Origin of the sequence: Sphingobacterium faecale (assembly GCF_016746095.1) — a bacterium.
Lineage (GTDB): Bacteria > Bacteroidota > Bacteroidia > Sphingobacteriales > Sphingobacteriaceae > Sphingobacterium > Sphingobacterium faecale.
The window spans coordinates 314,984-335,518 of sequence record NZ_JAERTY010000004.1 but is presented as its reverse complement, the minus strand read 5'-3'; the positions used below and the strand labels follow the sequence as shown (position 1 = coordinate 335,518).

Annotated in this window: 23 protein-coding genes; 10 read left to right on the top strand and 13 right to left on the bottom strand. The window is 43.7% G+C overall.

Annotation, left to right across the window (positions count from 1 at the left end):
• Positions 1–44 precede the first annotated feature (44 nt).
• The 4 genes from JKG61_RS09440 to JKG61_RS09425 all read left to right on the top strand — a co-directional run bounded on the left by JKG61_RS09440 (position 45) and on the right by JKG61_RS09425 (position 2,597).
• Positions 45–428: a YidH family protein gene (locus JKG61_RS09440; protein WP_202102720.1), complete on the top strand. Its 384-nt coding sequence runs from the start codon at positions 45–47 to the stop codon at positions 426–428.
• Between the two features lie 59 nt (positions 429–487).
• Complete coding sequence (locus JKG61_RS09435) at positions 488–1,471, top strand: YihY/virulence factor BrkB family protein (RefSeq protein ID WP_202102719.1); 984 nt, start codon at positions 488–490, stop codon at positions 1,469–1,471.
• Between the two features lie 118 nt (positions 1,472–1,589).
• The gene (locus tag JKG61_RS09430; RefSeq protein ID WP_202102718.1) at positions 1,590–2,222 is read left to right on the top strand and encodes a YciE/YciF ferroxidase family protein; all 633 of its coding nucleotides are present in this window, start codon (positions 1,590–1,592) and stop codon (positions 2,220–2,222) included.
• Positions 2,223–2,342: 120 nt separating this feature from the next.
• On the top strand, positions 2,343–2,597 hold the full coding sequence (locus tag JKG61_RS09425; protein WP_202102717.1) for a hypothetical protein: 255 nt from the start codon (positions 2,343–2,345) through the stop codon (positions 2,595–2,597).
• Here the strand turns inward: JKG61_RS09425 and JKG61_RS09420 are convergent.
• The 3 genes from JKG61_RS09420 to JKG61_RS09410 form a co-directional block, all read right to left on the bottom strand.
• Positions 2,594–3,700, bottom strand: coding sequence for a sensor histidine kinase (locus JKG61_RS09420; RefSeq protein WP_202102716.1), 1,107 nt, complete (start codon positions 3,698–3,700; stop codon positions 2,594–2,596). The genes JKG61_RS09425 and JKG61_RS09420 overlap by 4 nt on opposite strands.
• 99 nt (positions 3,701–3,799) lie before the next feature.
• Positions 3,800–6,046, bottom strand: coding sequence for an ATP-binding protein (locus JKG61_RS09415; RefSeq protein ID WP_202102715.1), 2,247 nt, complete (start codon positions 6,044–6,046; stop codon positions 3,800–3,802).
• Positions 6,047–6,083: 37 nt separating this feature from the next.
• The gene (locus tag JKG61_RS09410; RefSeq protein ID WP_202102714.1) at positions 6,084–6,239 is read right to left on the bottom strand and encodes a hypothetical protein; all 156 of its coding nucleotides are present in this window, start codon (positions 6,237–6,239) and stop codon (positions 6,084–6,086) included.
• 189 nt (positions 6,240–6,428) lie between these two features.
• On the opposite strand from JKG61_RS09410, the gene JKG61_RS09405 reads away from it, so the two are divergent.
• Positions 6,429–6,629, top strand: a complete 201-nt coding sequence (locus tag JKG61_RS09405) for a hypothetical protein (RefSeq protein ID WP_202102713.1) — start codon at positions 6,429–6,431, stop codon at positions 6,627–6,629.
• Between the two features lie 259 nt (positions 6,630–6,888).
• Positions 6,889–7,152, top strand: coding sequence for a hypothetical protein (locus JKG61_RS09400; RefSeq protein WP_202102712.1), 264 nt, complete (start codon positions 6,889–6,891; stop codon positions 7,150–7,152).
• Positions 7,153–7,165: 13 nt separating this feature from the next.
• On the opposite strand, the gene JKG61_RS09395 is transcribed toward JKG61_RS09400, so the two are convergent.
• Positions 7,166–7,666, bottom strand: coding sequence for a hypothetical protein (locus tag JKG61_RS09395; protein ID WP_202102711.1), 501 nt, complete (start codon positions 7,664–7,666; stop codon positions 7,166–7,168).
• 266 nt (positions 7,667–7,932) lie between these two features.
• Here JKG61_RS09395 and JKG61_RS09390 point away from each other — a divergent pair, with 266 nt between their 5' ends.
• The gene (locus JKG61_RS09390; protein WP_202102710.1) at positions 7,933–8,151 is read left to right on the top strand and encodes a hypothetical protein; all 219 of its coding nucleotides are present in this window, start codon (positions 7,933–7,935) and stop codon (positions 8,149–8,151) included.
• A gap of 57 nt (positions 8,152–8,208) precedes the next feature.
• On the opposite strand, the gene JKG61_RS09385 is transcribed toward JKG61_RS09390, so the two are convergent.
• Positions 8,209–8,370, bottom strand: coding sequence for a hypothetical protein (locus JKG61_RS09385; protein WP_021072029.1), 162 nt, complete (start codon positions 8,368–8,370; stop codon positions 8,209–8,211).
• Positions 8,371–8,397: 27 nt separating this feature from the next.
• Positions 8,398–9,012 (bottom strand): hypothetical protein, encoded by a 615-nt coding sequence (locus tag JKG61_RS09380; protein WP_202102709.1) that lies wholly within the window; start codon positions 9,010–9,012, stop codon positions 8,398–8,400.
• A gap of 180 nt (positions 9,013–9,192) precedes the next feature.
• On the opposite strand from JKG61_RS09380, the gene ligD reads away from it, so the two are divergent.
• On the top strand, positions 9,193–11,613 hold the full coding sequence (gene ligD, locus JKG61_RS09375; RefSeq protein WP_202102708.1) for a DNA ligase D: 2,421 nt from the start codon (positions 9,193–9,195) through the stop codon (positions 11,611–11,613).
• Between the two features lie 2 nt (positions 11,614–11,615).
• On the opposite strand, the gene ku is transcribed toward ligD, so the two are convergent.
• Positions 11,616–12,371: a non-homologous end joining protein Ku gene (ku, locus tag JKG61_RS09370; RefSeq protein ID WP_202102707.1), complete on the bottom strand. Its 756-nt coding sequence runs from the start codon at positions 12,369–12,371 to the stop codon at positions 11,616–11,618.
• A 93-nt stretch (positions 12,372–12,464) separates the two neighbouring features.
• A complete protein-coding gene (locus JKG61_RS09365; protein ID WP_021072025.1) occupies positions 12,465–12,971 on the bottom strand; it encodes an RNA polymerase sigma factor in 507 nt (168 codons plus the stop codon).
• Between the two features lie 278 nt (positions 12,972–13,249).
• On the opposite strand from JKG61_RS09365, the gene JKG61_RS09360 reads away from it, so the two are divergent.
• Complete coding sequence (locus JKG61_RS09360; RefSeq protein WP_202102706.1) at positions 13,250–13,774, top strand: hypothetical protein; 525 nt, start codon at positions 13,250–13,252, stop codon at positions 13,772–13,774.
• A 167-nt stretch (positions 13,775–13,941) separates the two neighbouring features.
• Here JKG61_RS09360 and JKG61_RS09355 read toward each other — a convergent pair whose 3' ends face one another.
• A complete protein-coding gene (locus JKG61_RS09355) occupies positions 13,942–14,271 on the bottom strand; it encodes a four-helix bundle copper-binding protein (protein WP_237249424.1) in 330 nt (109 codons plus the stop codon).
• A gap of 212 nt (positions 14,272–14,483) precedes the next feature.
• Between JKG61_RS09355 and JKG61_RS09350 the strand changes: the two genes are divergently transcribed.
• Positions 14,484–14,699: a hypothetical protein gene (locus JKG61_RS09350; protein WP_202102704.1), complete on the top strand. Its 216-nt coding sequence runs from the start codon at positions 14,484–14,486 to the stop codon at positions 14,697–14,699.
• Positions 14,700–14,715: 16 nt separating this feature from the next.
• Here JKG61_RS09350 and JKG61_RS09345 read toward each other — a convergent pair whose 3' ends face one another.
• The 4 genes from JKG61_RS09345 to JKG61_RS09330 all read right to left on the bottom strand — a co-directional run bounded on the left by JKG61_RS09345 (position 14,716) and on the right by JKG61_RS09330 (position 20,347).
• Positions 14,716–15,804 carry a DNA topoisomerase IB gene (locus JKG61_RS09345; protein ID WP_202102703.1) on the bottom strand — a complete coding sequence of 363 codons (1,089 nt, stop codon included), beginning with the start codon at positions 15,802–15,804 and terminating at the stop codon, positions 14,716–14,718.
• Complete coding sequence (locus JKG61_RS09340) at positions 15,785–16,123, bottom strand: DUF7218 family protein (protein ID WP_237249423.1); 339 nt, start codon at positions 16,121–16,123, stop codon at positions 15,785–15,787. The genes JKG61_RS09345 and JKG61_RS09340 overlap by 20 nt, the downstream gene beginning before the upstream one ends.
• Positions 16,124–16,285: 162 nt before the next feature.
• On the bottom strand, positions 16,286–18,091 hold the full coding sequence (locus JKG61_RS09335) for a glycoside hydrolase family 15 protein (protein ID WP_202102702.1): 1,806 nt from the start codon (positions 18,089–18,091) through the stop codon (positions 16,286–16,288).
• Between the two features lie 69 nt (positions 18,092–18,160).
• On the bottom strand, positions 18,161–20,347 hold the full coding sequence (locus tag JKG61_RS09330) for a bifunctional alpha,alpha-trehalose-phosphate synthase (UDP-forming)/trehalose-phosphatase (RefSeq protein ID WP_202102701.1): 2,187 nt from the start codon (positions 20,345–20,347) through the stop codon (positions 18,161–18,163).
• Positions 20,348–20,535 lie beyond the last annotated feature (188 nt).

The following is a 20,535-nucleotide window of genomic DNA, read 5'->3' as shown; positions in this document are numbered from 1 at the left end:
ATTAAACGGTTTCATCTATAAAAAACAAGCAATTCTGAAAATGTATGACAAATACGGATAGTTCTAAGAAAGTAAACGATCACCTAGCCAATGAAAGAACATTTTTATCCTGGATACGGACCAGTTTAGGAATAATGGGTTTCGGATTTGTAGTCGTTAAATTTTCACTGTTCATGCGGCAGATTACGGCTATGCTGAGTCCGCAGACGAGTGAGCCAGAATCTCACGGGTACTCCAGCGAGGTCGGTACGGCAATCGTAATCATCGGAGCCGTCACCGCATTGTTGGCTTACCTCAAATACCGAAAGATCGGAAAGCAGATAGAAGAAGGAGAATTTGTGCCCATTTCCTCTATTATCAGTGTTATAGCGATATTGATTGCAGTGATCGGTTTTATACTGAGCTGGTACCTCGTCGATAGTTTTTAATTGTTTGTGAACTATTCAGGACCTTTAGTGGTTCTGTAAATGACACACCTGGGATAATTATGGCAAAAGAACAGAAAAATATAATCAAGACACATTTTACAATATTGAAGAATACCGTACTGGGATTTATGAACGAGTCGGCTTTAAAGTACAGCGCTTCTCTAGCGTATTATACGGTCTTTTCCGTCGGACCGATTTTAGTGCTGATGATTTCGCTAGCCGGTATATTTTTGGGCGAGGAAGCGATTCAGGGAAAGGTATTTACGGAGCTCAGGGGGCTGATCGGGAGTAGTGTCGCCCTACAGGTGCAGGATATTATCAAGAACCTGTCACTCTCCGGTAAGTCGAATATGGCGCTGATCATCAGTGTGGTCACCCTATTGATAGGGGCTACAACGGTATTTGGCGATATCCAGAATTCCATTAACAATATCTGGCATGTGCGACCAAAAGTCAAAAAAGGATGGCTGAAGATTGTAAAGGACCGCTTGCTATCCTCCTCACTGGTCATCGGACTTGGCTTTTTACTGGTGGTGACGCTGATCGTCAATGGTATCGTGATGGCATTGACCGACCGCTTGCAGCATTTCTTTCCGGATACTTCGGTACAATTGTTTAATGGGATTAATTTCCTGGTGTCTTTTGGCATTATATTCCTCATGTTCTGTATCGTATTTAAGGTGTTGCCGGATGTGAATATCAAGTGGCGGACGGTTCGTTCGGGTGCCTTATTTACGGCTGTTCTCTTTGTTATCGGCCATTTCCTTATCGGTCTGTATATCGGAAATTCGGATACGGAAAGTACATACGGTACAGCCAGTGCGATTGTGCTGATTTTGCTATGGGTGTATTATACCTCAGCGATTCTCTATTTTGGTGCAGTATATACCCGGGAATATGCGATCTGCAAAGGAACACCCATAGAGCCTTCGGAATTTGCGGTTTATGTAGAGGTGAGAGAAATAGAACGGGAAGTGCGTGTGGTACCGCCAGCGCCTTTGACTGAAGGTGATAAGGAAAAGGGCAAACGGGATGAGGTGTAGGTGTTTGTACGTAATCTGTCGTAAATAATACGGATTTGCGCCGGTCTGGCTCAACGCCGTGGACTGTTGGGTGTTCTCCAACTAATTATAAGCATTAAATATTTAAAAATTGAGAACTATGGCTACGACAACAAAGACCCCGACAAAAACTCAAACCAAGACTGGGACTAAGAGTGCAGACACTAAAGCAAAGACAACGGCAAGTACTGCAACTGGTAAAAATGCTCCAATGAAAGAGGGACAAAAGGAAAAAGCAAAATCAGGCGCGGCAAAGAGCTTACAGGACTTATTTGAAGATGGACTGAAGGATATATTCTGGGCCGAGAAAGAACTGTTGAAAGCATTGCCTAAAATGGAGAAAAATGCAACTTCCGAGCGATTGAAAAAGGCAATTACGCAGCATATCGAAGAGACGGAGATGCATGTACAGCGCTTGGAGCAATGTTTTGAGAGTATGGGACAAAAGGCAAAAGCAGAGAAATGTGATGCTATGGCCGGGCTGATTGACGAGGGAAAGAGTATCATGGAGGAAACGGAGGTAGGGGCTGTGCGTGATGCCGGCATCATTGCAGCAGCGCAGAAGGTGGAGCACTACGAGATCGCAACGTATGGTACGCTGGCTGCATTTGCAAAGGTATTGGAACTGGAAAAAGCACTGAAACTATTGCTGCAGACATTGAAGGAAGAGAAGAAATGCGACGAACTACTGACCAGTTTGGCAGATACTAATCTGAATTCGAAAGCAGAATAATATAAACAAGCTATTAGGCCACCCAGCATGACGATTCTCCACTATTAGATTGTTTTACACGCTGTTTGAACAAGATGAATTCAGGGTGGCCTATTTATTATTTATAATACGTTACTCCTTATGGAACAGGTCCTCAATCAACGGAATATTAAAGTGATAAAAAGTGTGCAGGCACCGGATAAGCTGACTCATACAGAGGTGTTGTATGGGGAATATGCAGATGACGGGCAGGTATTAAAAGTCCTACGAGATTTGGAAAATCAGTATAGTGAAAATCCATCGTATGAGAAACTGCACGGTTATAAGGAGCGGTTATCATTAAGCTTTAGACACCGGGATTCGCAGGAAATCATTAGCTTCAGTACCGAGGATTAATTATTCTCCAAGGCACTCAGGTCAGGAAAAAAAAGACGTACTAGGGTGCCCTTTCCTTCTTTGCTCGAGATATTGATGGTGCCCCGGTACCGCTCGAGAAGACGTTTGACCAAGCAGAGTCCGATGCCGGTACCCTGCTGTTTGGTGGCATTGCTACCACGCCCATATACACAGAATATCTGCTCCAGTTCATCCTCTGGAATACCAATACCATTGTCTCGGATAAAATAAACTACGCCTTTGTCAATCTGCTCACTATAGATTTCGATTTTGGGCTGCTGTACGCAGGTAGAATATTTGACTGCGTTGCTGATGGTATTAATGAATATCTGATAGATTGCACCGATATCACCGTATAGGGGTAGGAGTTGTCCCAAGGAAATATTGCCCTTGAATTGGGGATAGAGTAATTTGACTTCTTGACACCATGTGGCTATACGCTCGTCGAGTTGGTTCATCTCCTGTACATTGGCGATCGAACGGGCTATGCTGAGCTGTACGGTTTGATTGACGATATTTTCGACATTGTTGAGCGCTTGGGCGATGGTGTCGTACCACTGTAGATTATGGAAGGCGAGTACATCTTTTTGGCTTTTTAAAAAACTAATCCCCATTTTCGCAATGGATAGGGGATTTTTAAGGTCATGGGAAAGGGTGTAGGTGAGTGTTTCCAGATCGTTGTTGAAAGACAATTGCTCCTCGCGTAAGCGGAGTTGGCTAGTGGCAATCTGATGTTTGGTGACATCCGTAGCGGTATGCAGGATGGCGTACGTATCACCTTCTGAATCGACAAGCGCTTTGTATTCAAAATCAAAATAACGGATGTATTTGCTATCTCCATCTACGATCACAGCCGGTGTATCTGTCGCACGGTACGTGATACCGGTATGCCATACCTTTTGTAAGATGCTGGCAAATCCTTCTTCCGTAAAACCGGGAAAAACCTCTGAAAAATATCGGCCTAATATCTCTGGACCTCTGCGCCACATATCCAGCATGGCCGCATTGGCGTAGGTAATCCGTAAATCTGCTGTATCATAGATAGCCGTGGCTAAAGGGGAATGATCCAAGGCGTCTAATAGATTCAGATTTATGTTTTTCATAGTGCATAGGGTATAACTCAATCTCTTACAAGACACAAATCATGCCAATCGCGTGAAGTTTATGGGGATAGGATATTTGAAAGGTGTTGTAAATGAGTGTTATAACGTGTTTTTGTGATACTGCTTATTCCTAGTTTGATTTTCTCGTGCGGTACCTTCTTCAGATTCCTTCGGCAGGTCTTTAAATTTTAAAATAAACAGCGAGCCTTTGCCCAGATGGCTTTCGATCTGAAGCTGTGCCTGTAGCCGGTCGGCGATACGCTTGGCTACGGATAAGCCTATACCTGCGCCTTCAAATTCTAAGGCATTGCTCGTCCGCTTGAAAATTTCGAACACAGTATCCAACTCATCTGCAGGAATACCAATACCATTATCGATGATGCGGTAGGTGATATGCCCTTCCCCTTTATGGCTTTCTATATGTACTTGGGGGTGTTGTTTTCTACTGCTGTATTTGATGGCATTGGTCAGTACATTGGAAAATAACTGGTAGACCAGGTTTGTTTCACCTAAAAAAGGGTGTAATCTGCCAATTTTAATATCCATCGCAGTATTGGGATAAGCTTTTTTACCATCTGTAATGATTTTATGGATCAATACTTCGGGGTCGACCAGACGTGGGGTGAAGTCGAAGCTTTTGGATTTTGAAAATTCCGAAATCCGTTGCATCATATCAGACATGAGCTGAACGGCATCTAGTACGTTGCCGCTTATTTTTTTTAGAAATTCGTCTGGAAGGTTATTGCGTTGTTGGATAATCTGGGCCGCCAATTTGATCGCCGAAAGTGGATTTTTGAGGTCATGGCTCAGGGTATGGCTATAGGTGTCAAGTGTACTGTTCAGTTCGACGAGTTTTTCATTGAGCACCTGGATTTCTGACATACGCTTCATGACTGCATCCTGTACGGTATAACGCATGCGTCGCATAAACAACAGCTCCCGTTTTTTCCAGGATGGGGACTGGCCCTGTGCTGTCTGTTTCCAGGCTTCGAAAGAAGTACGTGGGGAGGGATAGTTTAGTCCCGTACTCGTGTCATAGCGGTAGTGTTTCTCGGGATTGCCTGCCCATGTTTCTTCGGCTTCAATAGCCTTACGGAACCAATACAGGGTCAGTCGGGGAATATTTAAAATGTCGACCTTGGCTACGCCCGGAAATAAAGGTCCATCCTGATTGTCTACTTGTATCTGCTGATAGGCAGCAAGTTCTTTTTTACCTCGTTGGCTAATGATCTGCTGTATCTTTTCGAAATGCTCCCGGTCGGGGCATGAGCCGTAGCGGTAAGTGCCTTCGGGATGATAGATGATCAGCCCATCCGCGCCGGCCATCTCACACATAGGGTCCGCATGATCGCACAGTACAGTCCGGATATCCGGATTTACCAGTAGTTTTTCCTTGAGATCCAGTTCCAAGGTTTTGATACGCTTATTGTATTGTAAATCTAAATTGCGCTGATAGGCCAGAAACCTATTTACAGTATATTGTACGAGGAATACGCTGAGATGCCGCTGGCCGAGGTCTATCATCCTGGGCTTACGGTGCTGGCAGGTGACCAGCCCCCATAGATGTCCGTCCACTAAGATGGAAAAGCTGGCACTGGCCTCTACTTCTGCGTTACGTAGGTATTGTAAGTGTATAGGGGATAGTGCACGGATGCTGCATCGCCCGAGATCGAGTGTGCCAGTATCTCTGCCCAAAATAGGATAGGTAGGAGCATTGACGTCTACAGTGTGCCTCGCAATAAATTGGCTGTACAACTGTCGGGCCTGTGCTGGAATATCGGATTCGGGGTAGCGATAGCCTAGCAAAGAGTTCATATCATCGGCAGTTTTCTCGGCGATCACCTGACCGCTACCATCATCCATAAATTTGTAGATCATCACACGGTCGAAGCCGATAACATGGTAGATGCTTTCGCATAGCGCAAACCATAGGTTTTCGCCGGCCGCATCTAAACTACGTGCATGAGAGTATAATTTAGTGCTACTAGGTTTGGAAGGATTGCATTGCTCAAACTCCAGATAAAGTAACTCCCCCCGTTGATGTATACTTAGGTAAAAGGGCGTTCCTTGGATGGTAACTTCGGATACCTCCCGGAATAAGGGGTCTTTTTCGAACGAGGAAAAGAGTTGTTGGAAATTGATCGGAGCTAAGGATAGTTTGTTCAAGCAGACGGCAATGGGAGTTCCTAAAAGATCCTGGGCCGAAAGGTCTAACCATTTTGCAACGTTCTCACTTGCAGCCGTGCAGGAGAGATCCGGATCGAATACCAATAAAAAACCAAACTGTTGAATTCGACCACAAAGATGAATCTGTTCATCTTCGCAGCGCATTGATATTTTATTCATAGCGAGACCTCCAAACGTTAAATATAGGTTATTATATTCACTTTTCAAATTTGCCTTCTCTAGGATCATCAACTAGAGAATAGCCCCGTAGTCCGGTTCGGTACAACTGTACTAACCGTTTGCTGTTCTTTGATTTAGAAGGATGCTTGTCTTCTTTTTTACCCTTATCGCTCCTTTTCTGTTTCTCTTTCATTATCTGTAGTATAAGGCGTTTGAACTAAATAACTTCTTTTTTGGGGCTTGGTTCGTAACAATATGAAAGATGCGTGTTTATACTTACTGATAGCCGTATAAAACACCCTAATTTCTCTTTGATTCAACCCTGGAGCTATTGTGTTGTTCGCTATGGAGAAACAGAAACTTATATATAAACGATAAAGCTATGAAACAGATCTTATTCAGTATAACTATGCTCGTTGTTTTAGGAACAGCAGCATGTGGAAACAGGGACAATACAACGGAGGGTGCGGATAGAAGTGAGCGTATGCCGGATAATACTTACGATAGTCCGATCGATACGTCGGCGACATCGACAAAAGATAGTATTGACAGTCTGATACCGCCTACGCCTATCATGCCCTGATATAGTCTGTACTTTTAATTTAAATAGAAAAGCGGAGCAATTGCATGTCAGCAAAGCTCCGCTTTTGTCCATAAATGAGCATTAAATTTAGAAAAAATGAAACGAAGAAACGCGGTGCTCCTCGCACTCACATCGCATGCTAGAGTTAATAATGCGAGAGGAAAATAACAGGGTAACGGTAAATGTGAAAAAATGTTAAAACCCAATGAACTCTTTCTCTGTTGGCTTGTTGTTATAAGTAACAATTAAGCTGATAAATATGATTAAGAAACGTGTTAGAGACCTATTGGTCAATCTCAAAATGGAAGGATATGATATTCTTAAAGCCTATGTGGGGGCACGGGATTCGGAAACATACTGGCTTCCTGAAAAAGCGGATAGTCTACAGGATTATATGCTGCATTGTAAGGTCACTGGTTCGGAAGATGCGCCATTGCTACGCATAGATGATGTGCTGCAGACGGAATCACCTCAAGTGCGTTTTGATGGTATTGTACATTACCGCGGAAAAAGCGTACGCTAACAGATAATAAGTTTTAGATGCGCAGATTTTTTTGTTGCGCCTCATTAAGCAGCTGATTGGAGACGAGAAAGTCTTTTATCTGTTTTTTTAATGGTGCAGAGGGAAGAGATTCCCAATGCTGGGTAATCTGATCCACATCCTCTTGGATATTGGTGTTGTATTTAAGTATGCCAGGTGCATGTTGTTGGATCGTGAGGCGTAAGAAGTGGATCTCCGGATCTCCATAGCGTTTTTGTAAAGCGCTGTCCATAAGTTTTTTTCCTTTTTTAAAGCTGTTGAGTTTGCTCAGTGGTGCACTAAGGTATTGGGCCCATAGCATATGGTAGGCTCCATGGTAGGCCATTTCTATAGGAGATTCACCGGAAGAATCTTTTATGCGTTCTATTTCCTGCTTACAGATGGATTCTTCCTGACTCGCTGCAAGGTAGTTTTTTCTTAACTGATTGACATTGGATTGGAGCGATATGCTGGTCGCGAATAACAGGCTAAGGCCGTAGTAAATTATCATATTCATAGAAAAGTTGTTTTAATGAAGTTCCAGTCGCCCAGAGGGGCTAGCTGGAGGTTTTAGTAAAAACGTACGATAGGTAATATGGTTCATTTGCTTGATTATTAACGTATAAAAAGCGCTTAAAAGGTGTAAGATACATCGTGTAACGTATAAATACTGGAAAAACAATTTAAAGCAACCAATGTTTTGCTGATGTGTTCGAAAGCTGTAAAAGAAGAAAATTGAAGTTTAACATAGGTAGGGTTAAGAATAAATAAAATGTAAGGACTATGGCGACAAAAGATGAGAATAAATTGGTAGGGAATAAGATGCAGAAAACCAAAAAGGTGCGCTTGAGCAGTGAAGGGAAGGTGCTGGAGGGTGTAGATGCCAAACATGACGGTGATGCAGAAGCAGGAGTGGATCCCCAAGACGAACAACTCAATGATATGCCCAACGATCCAACGGATAGACCGCTCGAAAAGCGGCATAAAGAAAAAGGAACCTAGGTTCCGAGTATAGCTGTTATAATGGGAAGCGTGTCGGATAATACCGGCACGCTTTTTTTATTCCTCGTGGTTGTCTACCTGATTCGGATTAGGAGGAAGTGGATTAGTATCTTTTTCTGGACGCTTGCCTGTATTATCCTCTACCTTGGTCTTCTGATTGCGGTCTTTGTACTCTTGCTCTTTTTCCGTTGTTGTTTTGTTGTTTTTCTCGTTTTTCATGTGTTCTATTGTTTTAAAAATTTTAAATTAATTACTATTCATTGTCCTACTGTTGCCCAATCCATCGACCAATGCTTGCCATTGTGGGAAAGAAGCACCCATTTTGGCACCTAGTCCTACCATGAAATTTCTGAAATTGTCAAGGATGGAGCTGTTGTCGGTATTTATGATTTCATTGCGTCCGGCGTAATGAATGAAAATACGTTTGCCTGTCTGTTCTAATAAAATAGACGAAGTAGCAAGACACTTAAAAAAATGTGCGGTATCGGTATGCTCATTTGTGGGATCAGGACTAGGCCTTAAAGTAAGAGTAAGGCGCTGGTTTTGTTCTTCGCTCTGCTTGTCTATGCTTTCTACCTGTACCCAATCGTAGCCATCGGCTGAAGGTAGACTCGGCCCTGGAATGTCAATACGTATATAGTCTCCTCTTTCGACGGTCCGGTCCAAGGGGAGGCCGAAGGAATCCATAATCTGAAATTCGGCAGACGGTCTACCGGTAATCTGATGCCAGTTGTTGATATCGAGCATTTTGGTTTTTGCTTGCTCGAAAAAACGTTCTGAATCCTGTAAGCTCGGGAAATCTATGGTCTTAAAACAGTCTAAGGCCTTGCCTTCAATCTGTTCGGGAATAGGTGTTCGCATTATGTTTCTATTTAATGTTATACGCCATGAACGGTTAGGTCAGTAAGAAGTTGTGGGATGAAATACGTAAATGTGAGCGATAAGTACGTGTTAAAGGCTTGTTGTATCGCATTTAGTTTGTTGTTTTTATGAACCTTAGGCATCTTTAAGTGTTCAGCACTTAACATAAAGACTGACAGCATGGCCAAATTAGAGACATATACAAGAAAGAGAAATTTTGAAAAGACGGATGAACCTCAGGGAAAGAGCCCTTTAAAAAAGCAAGCTAAACATAAATTGCGCTTCGTGGTACAACGTCATCATGCCTCACGGCTACATTATGATTTCAGATTGGAGTTGGATGGTGTTCTGAAAAGTTGGGCGGTGCCGAAGGGACCATCACTGTATCCAAAGGATAAGCGCCTTGCCATGCAGGTGGAGGATCACCCTGTAGATTATGCCTCTTTTGAAGGAAATATTCCTAAGGGAAATTATGGAGCTGGTACAGTGCATATTTTTGATTCGGGCTACTATGAGTTTACAGATGCGGAAAATGAAAGGGATTTTTTGAAAAATTGGGAAAAGGGCTCAATTAAGTTTAAACTATGGGGTCATATTTTACGTGGTGAGTTTGCTTTGGTACGTATGAAAGGAGGCGATGAAAAAGCATGGTTGCTGATCAAGCATCAGGATAAATACGCTACAGATAAGCCGTATAATAGTGAAGATAGGGTAGTTGAACCGGTAAAAAGCGCTGGACTGGCATTCAAGAGTGGGCCTCCTCCAAAACCGATGTTGACCAAGCTGGTTGAGAAACTGCCGGAGGGAGGGGATTGGCTGTATGAAAAAAAATATGATGGGTTCCGGGTACTGGCGGTACATGATAGCCAAGGCACGCATCTTTACTCCCGTAATGGGAAGCTGATGAACCATCTATTTCCATCATTAGTAGAGGAAATTGATGGGTTGGATCGGGATGTTTGCTTGGATGGGGAATTGGTGATCGAAGATAAGGACAAAAAAGCCCACTTTCAGCTGATAGCCAGTGGGGAGCCTATCCCTAGTGCACTGGAGTTACATTATTATGTATTTGATATCCTGCGCTTGGAGAAAGAAGAAGTGACTGCCTATGGCTTGGAAGAGCGTAGAGATTTACTAAATCTACTGCTTAAACGGATGGATGGAGTGAAGGTTATACAGAAAGTAGAGTCACTGAAGGGGAATAGCGTAGAGGTACAGCAGATTGCAAAGGATAACAACTGGGAAGGTATAGTGGCCAAAGAAAAGGATAGCCGTTACCTCGAAGGAACGCGGAGTACAAGTTGGGTAAAATACAAACTGAGGCATAGTCAGGAGGTGATTATTTGCGGTTATACCCGTCCTCAAGGGAGTCGGGACTTTTTCGGCGCATTGGTGCTGGGCCTCTATAAGGAAGATCAACTGGTTTATATTGGCAACTGTGGAACTGGATTTAGCGATGCTTTACTGCAGTCGCTCTATACAACGATGCAACGGTTGGAGAATGGAAGAAAGCCATTTGCCCGAGGGACAAAGGTGGCTAAGGAGAAGGAGGTGATCTGGCTAAAACCGATATTGATAGCGGAGGTATACTATTCGGAATGGACAAAAGAAGGACATTTAAGGCACCCCGTATTCAAGATGCTACGGGAAGATAAGAAAGCAAAGGAGATCAAAACGGAAGAAGCTATGGATATAGACAGAAAAGAAGAGACACTTAAAATCGGAGGCAAGACTGTAGAACTGACCAACCTGGATAAGGTCTACTGGCCTAAGGAAAATTATGTGAAAGGGCAGATGATCGCCTATTATGAAGAGATGGCGGATTGGATAATGCCCTATCTCAAAGACAAACCGATCTCTCTGCACCGCTTCCCGAATGGCATCGAGAAGGATGGTTTTTTTCAGAAGGATGTGGATCCTGACAAGATACCGGAATGGATCAAAACAGTACCTGTCCATGCAGAAAGTACCGGTAAAGAAATCGATTATATCGTCTGTAATGACAAACAGACGTTGTTGTATATCGCTAATCTGGGATCTATAGAAATAAATCCTTGGTTGGCCACTTATAAAAAGCCGGAGAAGCCCGATTTCGCGGTGCTGGACCTGGATCCTAATGGAGCAGACTTTGATGAGGTCGTCCGTATCGCTCAAGATGCTAAAAAGCTATTGGATAAGATAGGTGTACCCGCATTTCTGAAAACTTCTGGATCGACAGGATTACATATCTACCTGTATGTAATGGCGAAGTATGATTACGATATCGTACGCGATTTTATACAGTTATTGGCATCCATACTCCATGAGCGGCATCAGGAAACGACCAGTATCGTACGAGATCCCAAAAAGCGAAAGGGGCTGATTTATTTGGATTTTTTACAAAATAGAAGGGGGCAGACTATTGCTGCACCCTATTCGTTGCGGCCTAAGGAAGGAGCTACAGCAAGTGCCCCCTTATTTTGGGAAGAACTTAAGGTAGGGCTACAGATCCGGGATTTTAATATCCGGAGTATGCTAAAGCGTGTCAAAGATAAGAAAGATCCCTGGGAGGCAATCTGGGATAAGCCCGTTAATATCAAGCAGGCACTCGCTAGGCTGTGAGCTTAGGCTAAGCTGGCTTTTAACTTGGCCAGGAGATCACTAGATTTCGTGTGCTCTACGTTTATCTTACGGATAGAGGTATGTTTCCCTTTGGCTTTCTGCTTGATGATCTTGAGTAATTCTGCGGTATATTCGTTCTTGTATTTCGAGATGTCAAAAGGTTGGGAATGTTGTTTTATCAGTTGAAGAGCCATATCCATCTCTTCTTTTTTGATTTTCGTATTCTGGGGTAGGCGCAGCTCTTCGCTGTCGCGGATCTCTTCTTCAAACCGAAGCTTGTTGAGCAATAGGGAATTCCCATGAGGCTTGACCAAAGCAAGATTTTCGACGTTACGCATGACAAAGGACCCCAGACCTGCGGTCTTACTTTTTGTTAATGCTTTTAGAAGAAGATCATAGGCTTTTTCACCTCCTTTAGCGGGCTCAAGATAATAGGGCGTCTCAAAGTAAATGCTGTCTATTTCTTCGGTTTTGACAAAGGAATGCAGATTGATCATTTTGTTCTTTTCGGGACTTGCTTCCTCGAAATCTGCCCTTTCCAGCACAATATACTGTTCGTTAAGTAAATAGCCTTTCACGATATTGTTCCAGCTGACTTCCTTGCCTGTGGTTTCATTGACACGTTTGTACTTAATGTTTGACTTGTCTTTCCGATCCAACATATCCAGATCTAATGAACTGCTCTGTGTAGCACTGTATATTTTAATGGGTATGTTGACCAAACCAAAACCGATAGCTCCTGTCCATATGGCTCTCATAATATATGCTGTTTAGTATGCTAGTTGAACAAGTGAAATACAGGTTGGTTTTGGTCCACCCGTATTTCACCGTTTGTGAAGGTGTTGAAGGAATTATATGTATTGTGGAAACTGCTTCTGCAGTCCTTTTCGTATGAGGAAGATTCTGGATTTGATCGTACCCTCCGGGATACCATAGAGATCCGAGAGTTCTTTGTACTTATACCCATTGATATAATGGTCGAACATCTCTTTGTGCTCTTTTGGTAACTGGGTTAAAGCCTGTTTTACATCCTTTAGAGCGAGGCTTTTTTCGACGGTGTTTTCGGTAAAGGGCTCATGACAACCCAGATCTTGATATTCATTTGCCTTGTGGTTTTCATAGCGGTATTTCTGCTTACGGTGACGGTAATGGTTGATGTATATATTCTTCATGATAACAAACAACCAAGAAACTACGCGGGGGTTGTGAAAAAACTGATCAATGTACTTTAATGCGCGAAGCAGGGTTTCCTGTACCAAGTCCTGGATGTCTTCCGGATCATTGGTAAACTTGTAAGCAAGATTCTTCAATACCGAACGGTATTCATTGAGCTGTAAATTTAAATCTTTGTTTTCCATGTTGAAGTTGTTTTTAGATGTACCAGATCTGTTACAAAAAAAGTGCAAGAAGTATCCGATTTGATGCGTTTGGGTATTCGCACTGTCAAAAAGGATATATATACGGCAAGGCTGGAGAAAAATACCCGTTGTTAGAATCACTATCGCTCGCTGAAGCGTTCTTTCATAGGTATTTATGTCATTTTTTGTTCACAAAATACGGGTAGTTATATATAGCACCATTGTGCTGAACAATACGGTACGTCATTTGTTACTAAAGAAATAGATAACAACTAATTATGTATATTCAGGCTTTCGTACTCTTTTTTCTTTTTATAGTCCCAATACCACGCACTGAAGCGCAAAATGAGCAGGTGGAGGGTAGGGTGATCCGCAATATTGTATTTATGCGGACCGAAGGATTGGGAATGGCGGAGCTTTTTTATAACCATAGCAAGGACAAAAAGATTAGGGAACTGTGTAGTAGGATTAAGTCATATTATACCGCTACACAGCCGGATGCGGTAGAACTCTGTACAGGTAAGAATCTGCAGTTGGCAGAGTCGGAGTTTGAATTACTGTACGGCCGCTTGCAGAAGGGATTTGAAGGCTATGATCCCCAAAAAGAGGGGGCCTATCTCGAAGTCTGTGAGGATCATATTAACAAAAGTATTACCTTCTATACGCAACTGGTGCAGGATGCGGCTTCGGAGGATATCTCTTATTTTTCATTCAAAGCGTTGCCCGAATTGTTTAACCTGCAACAAGAGATACGCAAAGTAAGAAAACAGTATCCTAATCCACTTGCAAAGGTTAAACCCTAAACCCTATGGCAGGGGAGCTAATCTTCTTCTTGCGCTGTAAGGTAACCTCTAGCTATCTCCTGATCTGTTATTTGGCTCGATTTTATATCGGGAATACAAAAGAAATCCTATTAAAGTAGCCATGTGGTCGCACTAGCAAATTTACTTCAATAGGATTGTAGGATGTATTATGCTGCAGTACTCATTGACATGCATAGGTCTGCGCATTCCCGACACATACGTGCGCATTGGGCACAGTGCTCCATGCCATGCGCGGCATGTTTTTCGCACTCCTCAGCACAGGCATTACATAGCTGTGCACAGAGCTCGGCTATGGTATTTGAATAGCTGCTTTCTAGTTGCATAAGCTTGGCAGTAGTGTTGCATAGTGTAGCACATTCTAAATCTAAGCGTATACAGTCACGTAGCATATTGACTTCTGATTCTTTTAGGCAAGATGTGGCGCAGTGCATGCAGGCATTGGCGCACTCCAAGCATTTTTCTATACATTCTCTCATTTTTTCTTCCATAGCTTTTCTTTTTTTATGTAAAAAATAGGATTACTTAAACTGCGAACAGCTGTAGGTAGGATTGGTTCATAAAAAAGTAGATTCTAGGGTATCAGGTATTTATCACTACAGGGAGAGGCGTATAACTACCCGAATTAGCCTATTGAATCCAACTAAAGGCCTTTTGAACTGTTTGTATTTGTAAATAAAAGGAAAAGATCATGAAGAAAATAAACAGATACTTTCTCATCACAATAACCAGTGTTATATGGATGACCGGCTGTAAAGGCCCACAAAAAGATACTAGCGGTAAGCCAGGGCCGGTGACGGAGTCAGATAAGTCGAGGTATAACCTGAATCCGACAGATGAATTAAGGTATGGAACCTTAGATTCCGCCGACCAGGATAGTACGGATACGCTAAAAGATAGTCTGTAATATGATGCAGACTCTGCTACTGAACCTGGGCCGAATCTTGTAGTAGTTGTAAGAGTTTTCGTTTATAAGAGGGGTCGGAAGTAGGAGCCAGAGGGCGCTTGTTCGTGCGGTAAATCCAGGAATCGAGTTTTCCTGACAGGTAGGTTTCTAGAATATAGGGATGGATGTAATGACTTCGGGTGATCGCTCGTGTATTCCCAAGCTGCTCAGCTACAGCATCAATCACGGCCAGGAGCAGGTGCTTTCGATTTTTCTGGTTTGTGGGTGCTGTTGTTATTTGACGGAGGTAATACAGTGCAAGTATGCTGGCATACCAGGTACGCAGGGTCTTGCAGGTAAAATCTTCACCCATAACCTCTTTGATATATTGGTTCAGGTCTCCAGAATCTAAAGGAGTGGCTCTCTTATTCACATCATAATATTGAAAGAGACGCTGTCCAGGGATTTCTTTCACTTTATTAAGTTGGTTGATTAATGATTTTTCTCTGAGGTAGCTTTGTTGCTGGATTCCTTTTTTGCCAACAAACTTAAAAAAGACTTTCTGTGAAGAAACCTGTTTTAAGTGCCGGTTCCGAAGGGTGGTGAGACCATATGATTTGTTTTCCTTCTCATAGATGTCATTACCTACACGAAAGTAGGTCTTGCTCATAATGGCCAAAGCCAATGCACAGACATGTGTTTTCGATAATTCAGGCTGCTTAAGATCCTTTAAAATACGTCTGTCGAGATTGGATAATCTTCGCCCAAAAGCCTGTAAGCTATTAAACTTTGTTTTGTTGCGCAGGGCAACCCACTGTGGATGGTATCGGTATTGTTTTCGTCCGCGTGCGTCCAATCCGGTAGCCTGGATATGGCCGTTGGGTAGGGAGCATATCCAGACGTCTTGCCAGGCAGGCGGGATGACTAATGCCTGGATACGCTGAAGTATCTTTTCGTTTTTTAAGGGCCTGCCCTGAAGGTCCATATAGGCGAAACCAGAACCATGTCTTACGCGGGAGTAGCCTTTGCCATCGCATGTTATATAGCGAAGCCCTGCTTCTTGCAGGGCCTGTTTCGCTACAATAGCTTTGTCTGCTGTGGAGCAATTAGTGGTTTCGGATGGCATTGATCAATGTTGTTTTGTCCATATCATGCCGTCCGGTGATACCGATTTTTTTAGCTTCTTCTAAGAGTTCTTTTTTGGTACGTTCTTCCATTGGGCTACTTTTTCCTCCTCTTTTACTGGCACCGGGCGAATTGGCAATGCGGGCAGCTTTTTCTTTGCTGGCTCCTTCACGACGTAATGCTTCGTATTTGGCATCGTCTTTTATCTGTTTTCCATGGTTCTTTGTCATGCTCTTATTATTTTGTGTGTCTACATTGATCATGGCAATGATCAAGCTTCTCATCTGTCCTGCGGTAATTTTCAAATCTTGTATATCCATAATAGTATGTTGAGTTGTTTATGCTATACTAACTTCAAAAAACAGACCTAAATGGCAGTGCAGAATACTTGTTTTAATCTCAAAATGTACGCTTTTGGAACTGCGTATTTTTCGCAGTCGTGACGTAGAAACCGTAATAACAGAGAGCGATGCAAATTCGCACTAACTGTTGGTGTTGTCGAAAAAAGTAGGGCTATCAAGCTTGATAGCAATGCGATAGGCGGCGTTGACCAGTCCGACGTGGCTGTAGGCCTGCGGGAAATTACCCCATTGGCTACCATCGTAGTCATCGACGTCTTCACTGAATAGCATCAGGTGATTGGCAAAGGATAGCAACTGCTTGAACACTTCTTGGGCTTCATCGAGTCTGCCGACACAGGCTAATGCTTCGACGTACCAAAATGCACAGACCAGAAAGGTAGACCGTGGACGTCCAAAGTCATCTTTGTGAAGGTAGCGGTAGAATAATCCCTGATCGCCTTTCAATACTTTTTCTAATTGTTTGAGATGTTCTTTGGCTTTTTCCGAGTTGGGATCAAGGTAGCCCATCATAATAAGCTGTAAGGTCGAGGCATCGAGATCTGTGCTCTCATGGGCATTGGTATAAACCATACGCTCTGGGTCATAGCAGCTCTCGATATGCTGTGCGGCTTTGTTGCGAATTACATTGGCCTGCCTACTGATGTCTTCTAGGTCATATTGCCGTGCTATTTTCAAAGCTGCTGTGGCGCCTGCCCACTGAAAGAGGTTGGAATAGCAGTGCCGTTTTTCCATATTCCGGAACTCCCAGATACCGGCATCTTTCTCATCAATGGTGAGTTCCATCTTGCGGAGTATAAAACGTGTCCATTCGGCTGCAAAACCGGTGTTTTGGTGGCGGAAGCGATGATCGGTAAATAGGGGAAGTAAGGCTATCATGGCCTGCCCGTATACATCGTTTTGGATGTGCTCAGAGGCTTGATTGCCTATGCGGATGGGTTGATTGCCGAGGTATCCGCTAAGGGAATCCAGTATTTTCTCTTCGAGATCGGACTGGCCCAGGATACCATATAGCGGTTGTAGCCGGCCGGGATCCGACTGGGTGATATTGGCGATATAGGAAGCATAGCGTTCCATCTCTTCGAAATGACCGATATGGCTCAATGCCGTAAGTACGTAGTAACTGTCCCGGACCCAGCAGAACCTATAATCCCAGTTACGCCCCGCACCGGGATGCTCCGGCAGACTGGTGGTGCTGGCGGCGATTATAGCACCAGTATCCTCATATTGATGCAGTTTAAGGGCGAGTGCAGAGCGTATTACTTCCTTTTGATAGAAGGCCGGAATAGAAGCGTTTTTCACCCAGCGGTGCCAATATTGACGGGTACGGGTCAGGAAATCTTCGGCCGTACGCGCGATAGGCGCCTCAAAGGCATTGCTAAATGTCAGGATTAAATAGACGGGTTTATTAATCAGATAGCTTACGTCGTTGAAGAAATGACTGATGGGCATATTGGTTGCCAGGCGCATCTTGACTTCGCCACATTCAAACTGAATATGGTTGCTCCCTCTACTTTTTTGAAAGAAAGCTTCACCATAGTGGTATTTGGGATCACAGACTACGCGCACTTTGGGGTGGCCTGAGATAGGTTCTATCTTGCGGATTAAGACCAGTGGTTTGTAATAGCGTTCGTACTGCTCAAAGCGGGGGGCGAAGTCGGTGATACGGTAGCTTCCTTCGGCACTTTCTATTGTTGTGCATAGGATGTTTGTATTCTCGATATAATGTTGGCTCGAATGTAGGATATCTCCAGGAGGAGTAATACTAAAGCGTCCTCCTTTATGTTCATCCAGTAGTGTACCAAATACAAAGGAGTCTTCGAAAGACGGCCAGCATAACCAATTGATATTGCTGTCTTTGCCTACATGTGCGATATAGGCACAGTTTCCGATAATTCCGCTGTTGTAAAGATGCTTCTGTTTTGTCATATTGTCTAGTTTAAGTATTACAGGCCTTAATAATCAAAGGCCTGTTGAGAGGTCATTGTTTTTGTCTTTTTATCCACGGAGCTGCTGGAGCAGCGTAAGTACGTCCACTTGGTTTTCGATGTAGTACTGTGCCAGTGTCTGTTTGTTGCCGACTTTGACGGTTACGGCCGAATCCTGCAATTCGAAAAACATGTCTTCATCGGTGGAATCGTCACCCATGGCGAATATAAAATCGGGCTTGTACTGTTCTACAATCTCTAATGCGGCTTTTCCTTTGTTCAGTACATTGATTTTGACTTCAATTACTTTATCGCCTAGGAGTAGCTGGAGACCATACTGCGGTAGCAGGTAGCGTAGGGCATCTGCTAGTTCCTGAGCGCGCATAAGACCTAGTCCGGTATGCACCTTTCGGTAGTGCCAGGCCAGGGAGTAGTTTTTTTCTTCTATATTTGCTCCTGGTGTACGATTTGTAAATTTAGACATGATACGGCGCACCGGGGTTTTCCAGGCAGTAGGCATATCAGGTTTATCGCGCCACTGCCCATCAGGAAAATTGCTCCAGGCACCGTGCTCGCCAATAAGGAAGTAGTCGGTATTGCCAAACCACTTGCGTAAATCCGTATGCGGACGGCCACTGATGATGGTAATCTGATTTGCGGTATCACTTTGCAGATCGGCCAGAACCTGGAGTACTGCCGCAGTTGGACGCGCTGCATTGGCCTCTTTTTGGAATCCGACCAAGGTACCATCGTAGTCGAGAAATAGGAGTCTTCTTGTGGATTGGGCGAGTTTGTCTGTAATCTTTTTAAGGGTAGCGCCCTGTAGCTTTCTGCTGGCATGGGCTTTTTGCTCGCGCTTGATTTCATGTAGGCGGTTGAAAAATAACTTTACCCAATGGGAGATATTAAATTTTTTGACCAGTGTAATGTTGCTTTTCATCCGTTGCTGCTGTTCTCTTCTGGGCATATAGAGGGCAAGGTGTATTGCTTCTGTAATGTCGTCGATGGAATAGGGATTGATTTGTATCGTTTCCGGAAGCTCTTTGGCGGCGCCTGCAAATTCGCTGAGAATAAGTACACCATCCTGTTGTTGGGATTTGCTGGCGATATATTCTTTGCAGACCAGGTTCATACCATCGCGTAGGGAGGTAACCAGACAGATGTCTGCCGCAACGTATAGGGCAGAGAGGTCTTCAATAGATAGCGAGTTGTAGAAGTAGGTAATAGGGATCCATTCGTCCGAACCGTATACCGCATTGATATGCCCCACCATACGGTCGATCTCGTCGCGCAATAGCTTGTATTGGGCGACATTGTCGCGCGAAGGTACGACAAGCATGTATAAAACCACGCGGTTCCTTAATTCAGGATAGGTCTGTAGGAGATTTTCGTAGGCGGCGAGCCGTTCCAGAATCCCCTTGCTGTAATCCAATCGATCGATGGAAAGAATGATTTTTCGATTTTGATACTGCTCCTGTAGTGCCTGTACTCTAGAAAGCACATCGGCAGACTTGGACAGCTGCTCAAATTTTTCAAAATCGATGCCCATCGGGAATACCTCTACATGTACTCTACGGTCCCGGCAGCGTACGCTGTTGTTTTTGGGTGAGAGATGGAGAATATTTAAGCAGGAATTTAGAAAATGTTGGGCATCATGATAGGTATGGAAGGCGATAAGGTCGGCCCCCAACAGACCTTTTAGTAATTCATTGCGCCAGGGGATACATCTGAAAATCTCATCGGCAGGAAAGGGGATATGCTGAAAGTAGCCAATGGTCAGGTAATTGTTCTGCTGTCGTAATAATTGTGGAAGCAGCATCAGTTGATAATCATGGACCCATATCTCATCTTTTTCGGTGATATGCTGTGCTAGCGTAGCATCGCAGAATTTTTGATTGACTTGTTGATAGGCCGCCCAATAGGACTTGTCAAATACAGCGTAGGATAATCTGTAATGACAGATGGGCCATAATATTTCATTCGAAAAGCCTTCATAGTAGTCTTCCAGTTCTTGGGCACTCAGGAAAACCGGGATGAGGTTATGTCTGGCCAGTTCTTCCCGAATGAGCTGTTCTTCTTCCGTAGTCTCCGGGATATACCCTGGCCAGCCGACCCAGATACTTCCGCCTTTTTTATAGTAAGAGCCGAGACCTGTGGCGAGACCGCCTTCGCTGGGAATAAAAAGTAGTTTACCATCCTGTTTTTCGATACGTATAGGTAATCGATTGGAGATGATTATAGTTCGTTTTGTTTGCATACAAGGTAAGGTGATAGGCCAAGATTGGCCTGAATAGATGTAACTATATTTATTAACGTCTCTTAGGAGGAATAGTTTGTAAAAGATGGGGGCGATTCAGGTATAAAGGCGGAAAGGGGTATTTATTACGGTACTGCCACTAGGGGTAAATACCTGTACCTCTAATTTTATTAACAATTTGATGCCGG

Excerpts from the sequence above, each read along its gene's own strand:
- JKG61_RS09385 (WP_021072029.1), bottom strand. The coding sequence starts at position 8,370 with ATGAAAAACGAGAAAAACAACAAAACAACAACGGAAAAAGAGCAAGAG.
- JKG61_RS09440 (WP_202102720.1), top strand. The coding sequence starts at position 45 with ATGACAAATACGGATAGTTCTAAGAAAGTAAACGATCACCTAGCCAAT.
- ku (WP_202102707.1), bottom strand. The coding sequence starts at position 12,371 with ATGAGAGCCATATGGACAGGAGCTATCGGTTTTGGTTTGGTCAACATA.
- JKG61_RS09350 (WP_202102704.1), top strand. The coding sequence starts at position 14,484 with ATGAAGAAAATAAACAGATACTTTCTCATCACAATAACCAGTGTTATA.
- JKG61_RS09360 (WP_202102706.1), top strand. The coding sequence starts at position 13,250 with ATGTATATTCAGGCTTTCGTACTCTTTTTTCTTTTTATAGTCCCAATA.
- JKG61_RS09380 (WP_202102709.1), bottom strand. The coding sequence starts at position 9,012 with ATGCGAACACCTATTCCCGAACAGATTGAAGGCAAGGCCTTAGACTGT.
- JKG61_RS09435 (WP_202102719.1), top strand. The coding sequence starts at position 488 with ATGGCAAAAGAACAGAAAAATATAATCAAGACACATTTTACAATATTG.
- JKG61_RS09365 (WP_021072025.1), bottom strand. The coding sequence starts at position 12,971 with ATGGAAAACAAAGATTTAAATTTACAGCTCAATGAATACCGTTCGGTA.
- JKG61_RS09410 (WP_202102714.1), bottom strand. The coding sequence starts at position 6,239 with ATGAAAGAGAAACAGAAAAGGAGCGATAAGGGTAAAAAAGAAGACAAG.
- JKG61_RS09340 (WP_237249423.1), bottom strand. The coding sequence starts at position 16,123 with ATGGATATACAAGATTTGAAAATTACCGCAGGACAGATGAGAAGCTTG.
- JKG61_RS09345 (WP_202102703.1), bottom strand. The coding sequence starts at position 15,804 with ATGCCATCCGAAACCACTAATTGCTCCACAGCAGACAAAGCTATTGTA.
- JKG61_RS09335 (WP_202102702.1), bottom strand. The coding sequence starts at position 18,091 with ATGACAAAACAGAAGCATCTTTACAACAGCGGAATTATCGGAAACTGT.
- JKG61_RS09390 (WP_202102710.1), top strand. The coding sequence starts at position 7,933 with ATGGCGACAAAAGATGAGAATAAATTGGTAGGGAATAAGATGCAGAAA.
- JKG61_RS09355 (WP_237249424.1), bottom strand. The coding sequence starts at position 14,271 with ATGAGAGAATGTATAGAAAAATGCTTGGAGTGCGCCAATGCCTGCATG.
- JKG61_RS09400 (WP_202102712.1), top strand. The coding sequence starts at position 6,889 with ATGATTAAGAAACGTGTTAGAGACCTATTGGTCAATCTCAAAATGGAA.
- ligD (WP_202102708.1), top strand. The coding sequence starts at position 9,193 with ATGGCCAAATTAGAGACATATACAAGAAAGAGAAATTTTGAAAAGACG.
- JKG61_RS09430 (WP_202102718.1), top strand. The coding sequence starts at position 1,590 with ATGGCTACGACAACAAAGACCCCGACAAAAACTCAAACCAAGACTGGG.
- JKG61_RS09395 (WP_202102711.1), bottom strand. The coding sequence starts at position 7,666 with ATGAATATGATAATTTACTACGGCCTTAGCCTGTTATTCGCGACCAGC.
- JKG61_RS09415 (WP_202102715.1), bottom strand. The coding sequence starts at position 6,046 with ATGAATAAAATATCAATGCGCTGCGAAGATGAACAGATTCATCTTTGT.
- JKG61_RS09330 (WP_202102701.1), bottom strand. The coding sequence starts at position 20,347 with ATGCAAACAAAACGAACTATAATCATCTCCAATCGATTACCTATACGT.
- JKG61_RS09405 (WP_202102713.1), top strand. The coding sequence starts at position 6,429 with ATGAAACAGATCTTATTCAGTATAACTATGCTCGTTGTTTTAGGAACA.
- JKG61_RS09420 (WP_202102716.1), bottom strand. The coding sequence starts at position 3,700 with ATGAAAAACATAAATCTGAATCTATTAGACGCCTTGGATCATTCCCCT.
- JKG61_RS09425 (WP_202102717.1), top strand. The coding sequence starts at position 2,343 with ATGGAACAGGTCCTCAATCAACGGAATATTAAAGTGATAAAAAGTGTG.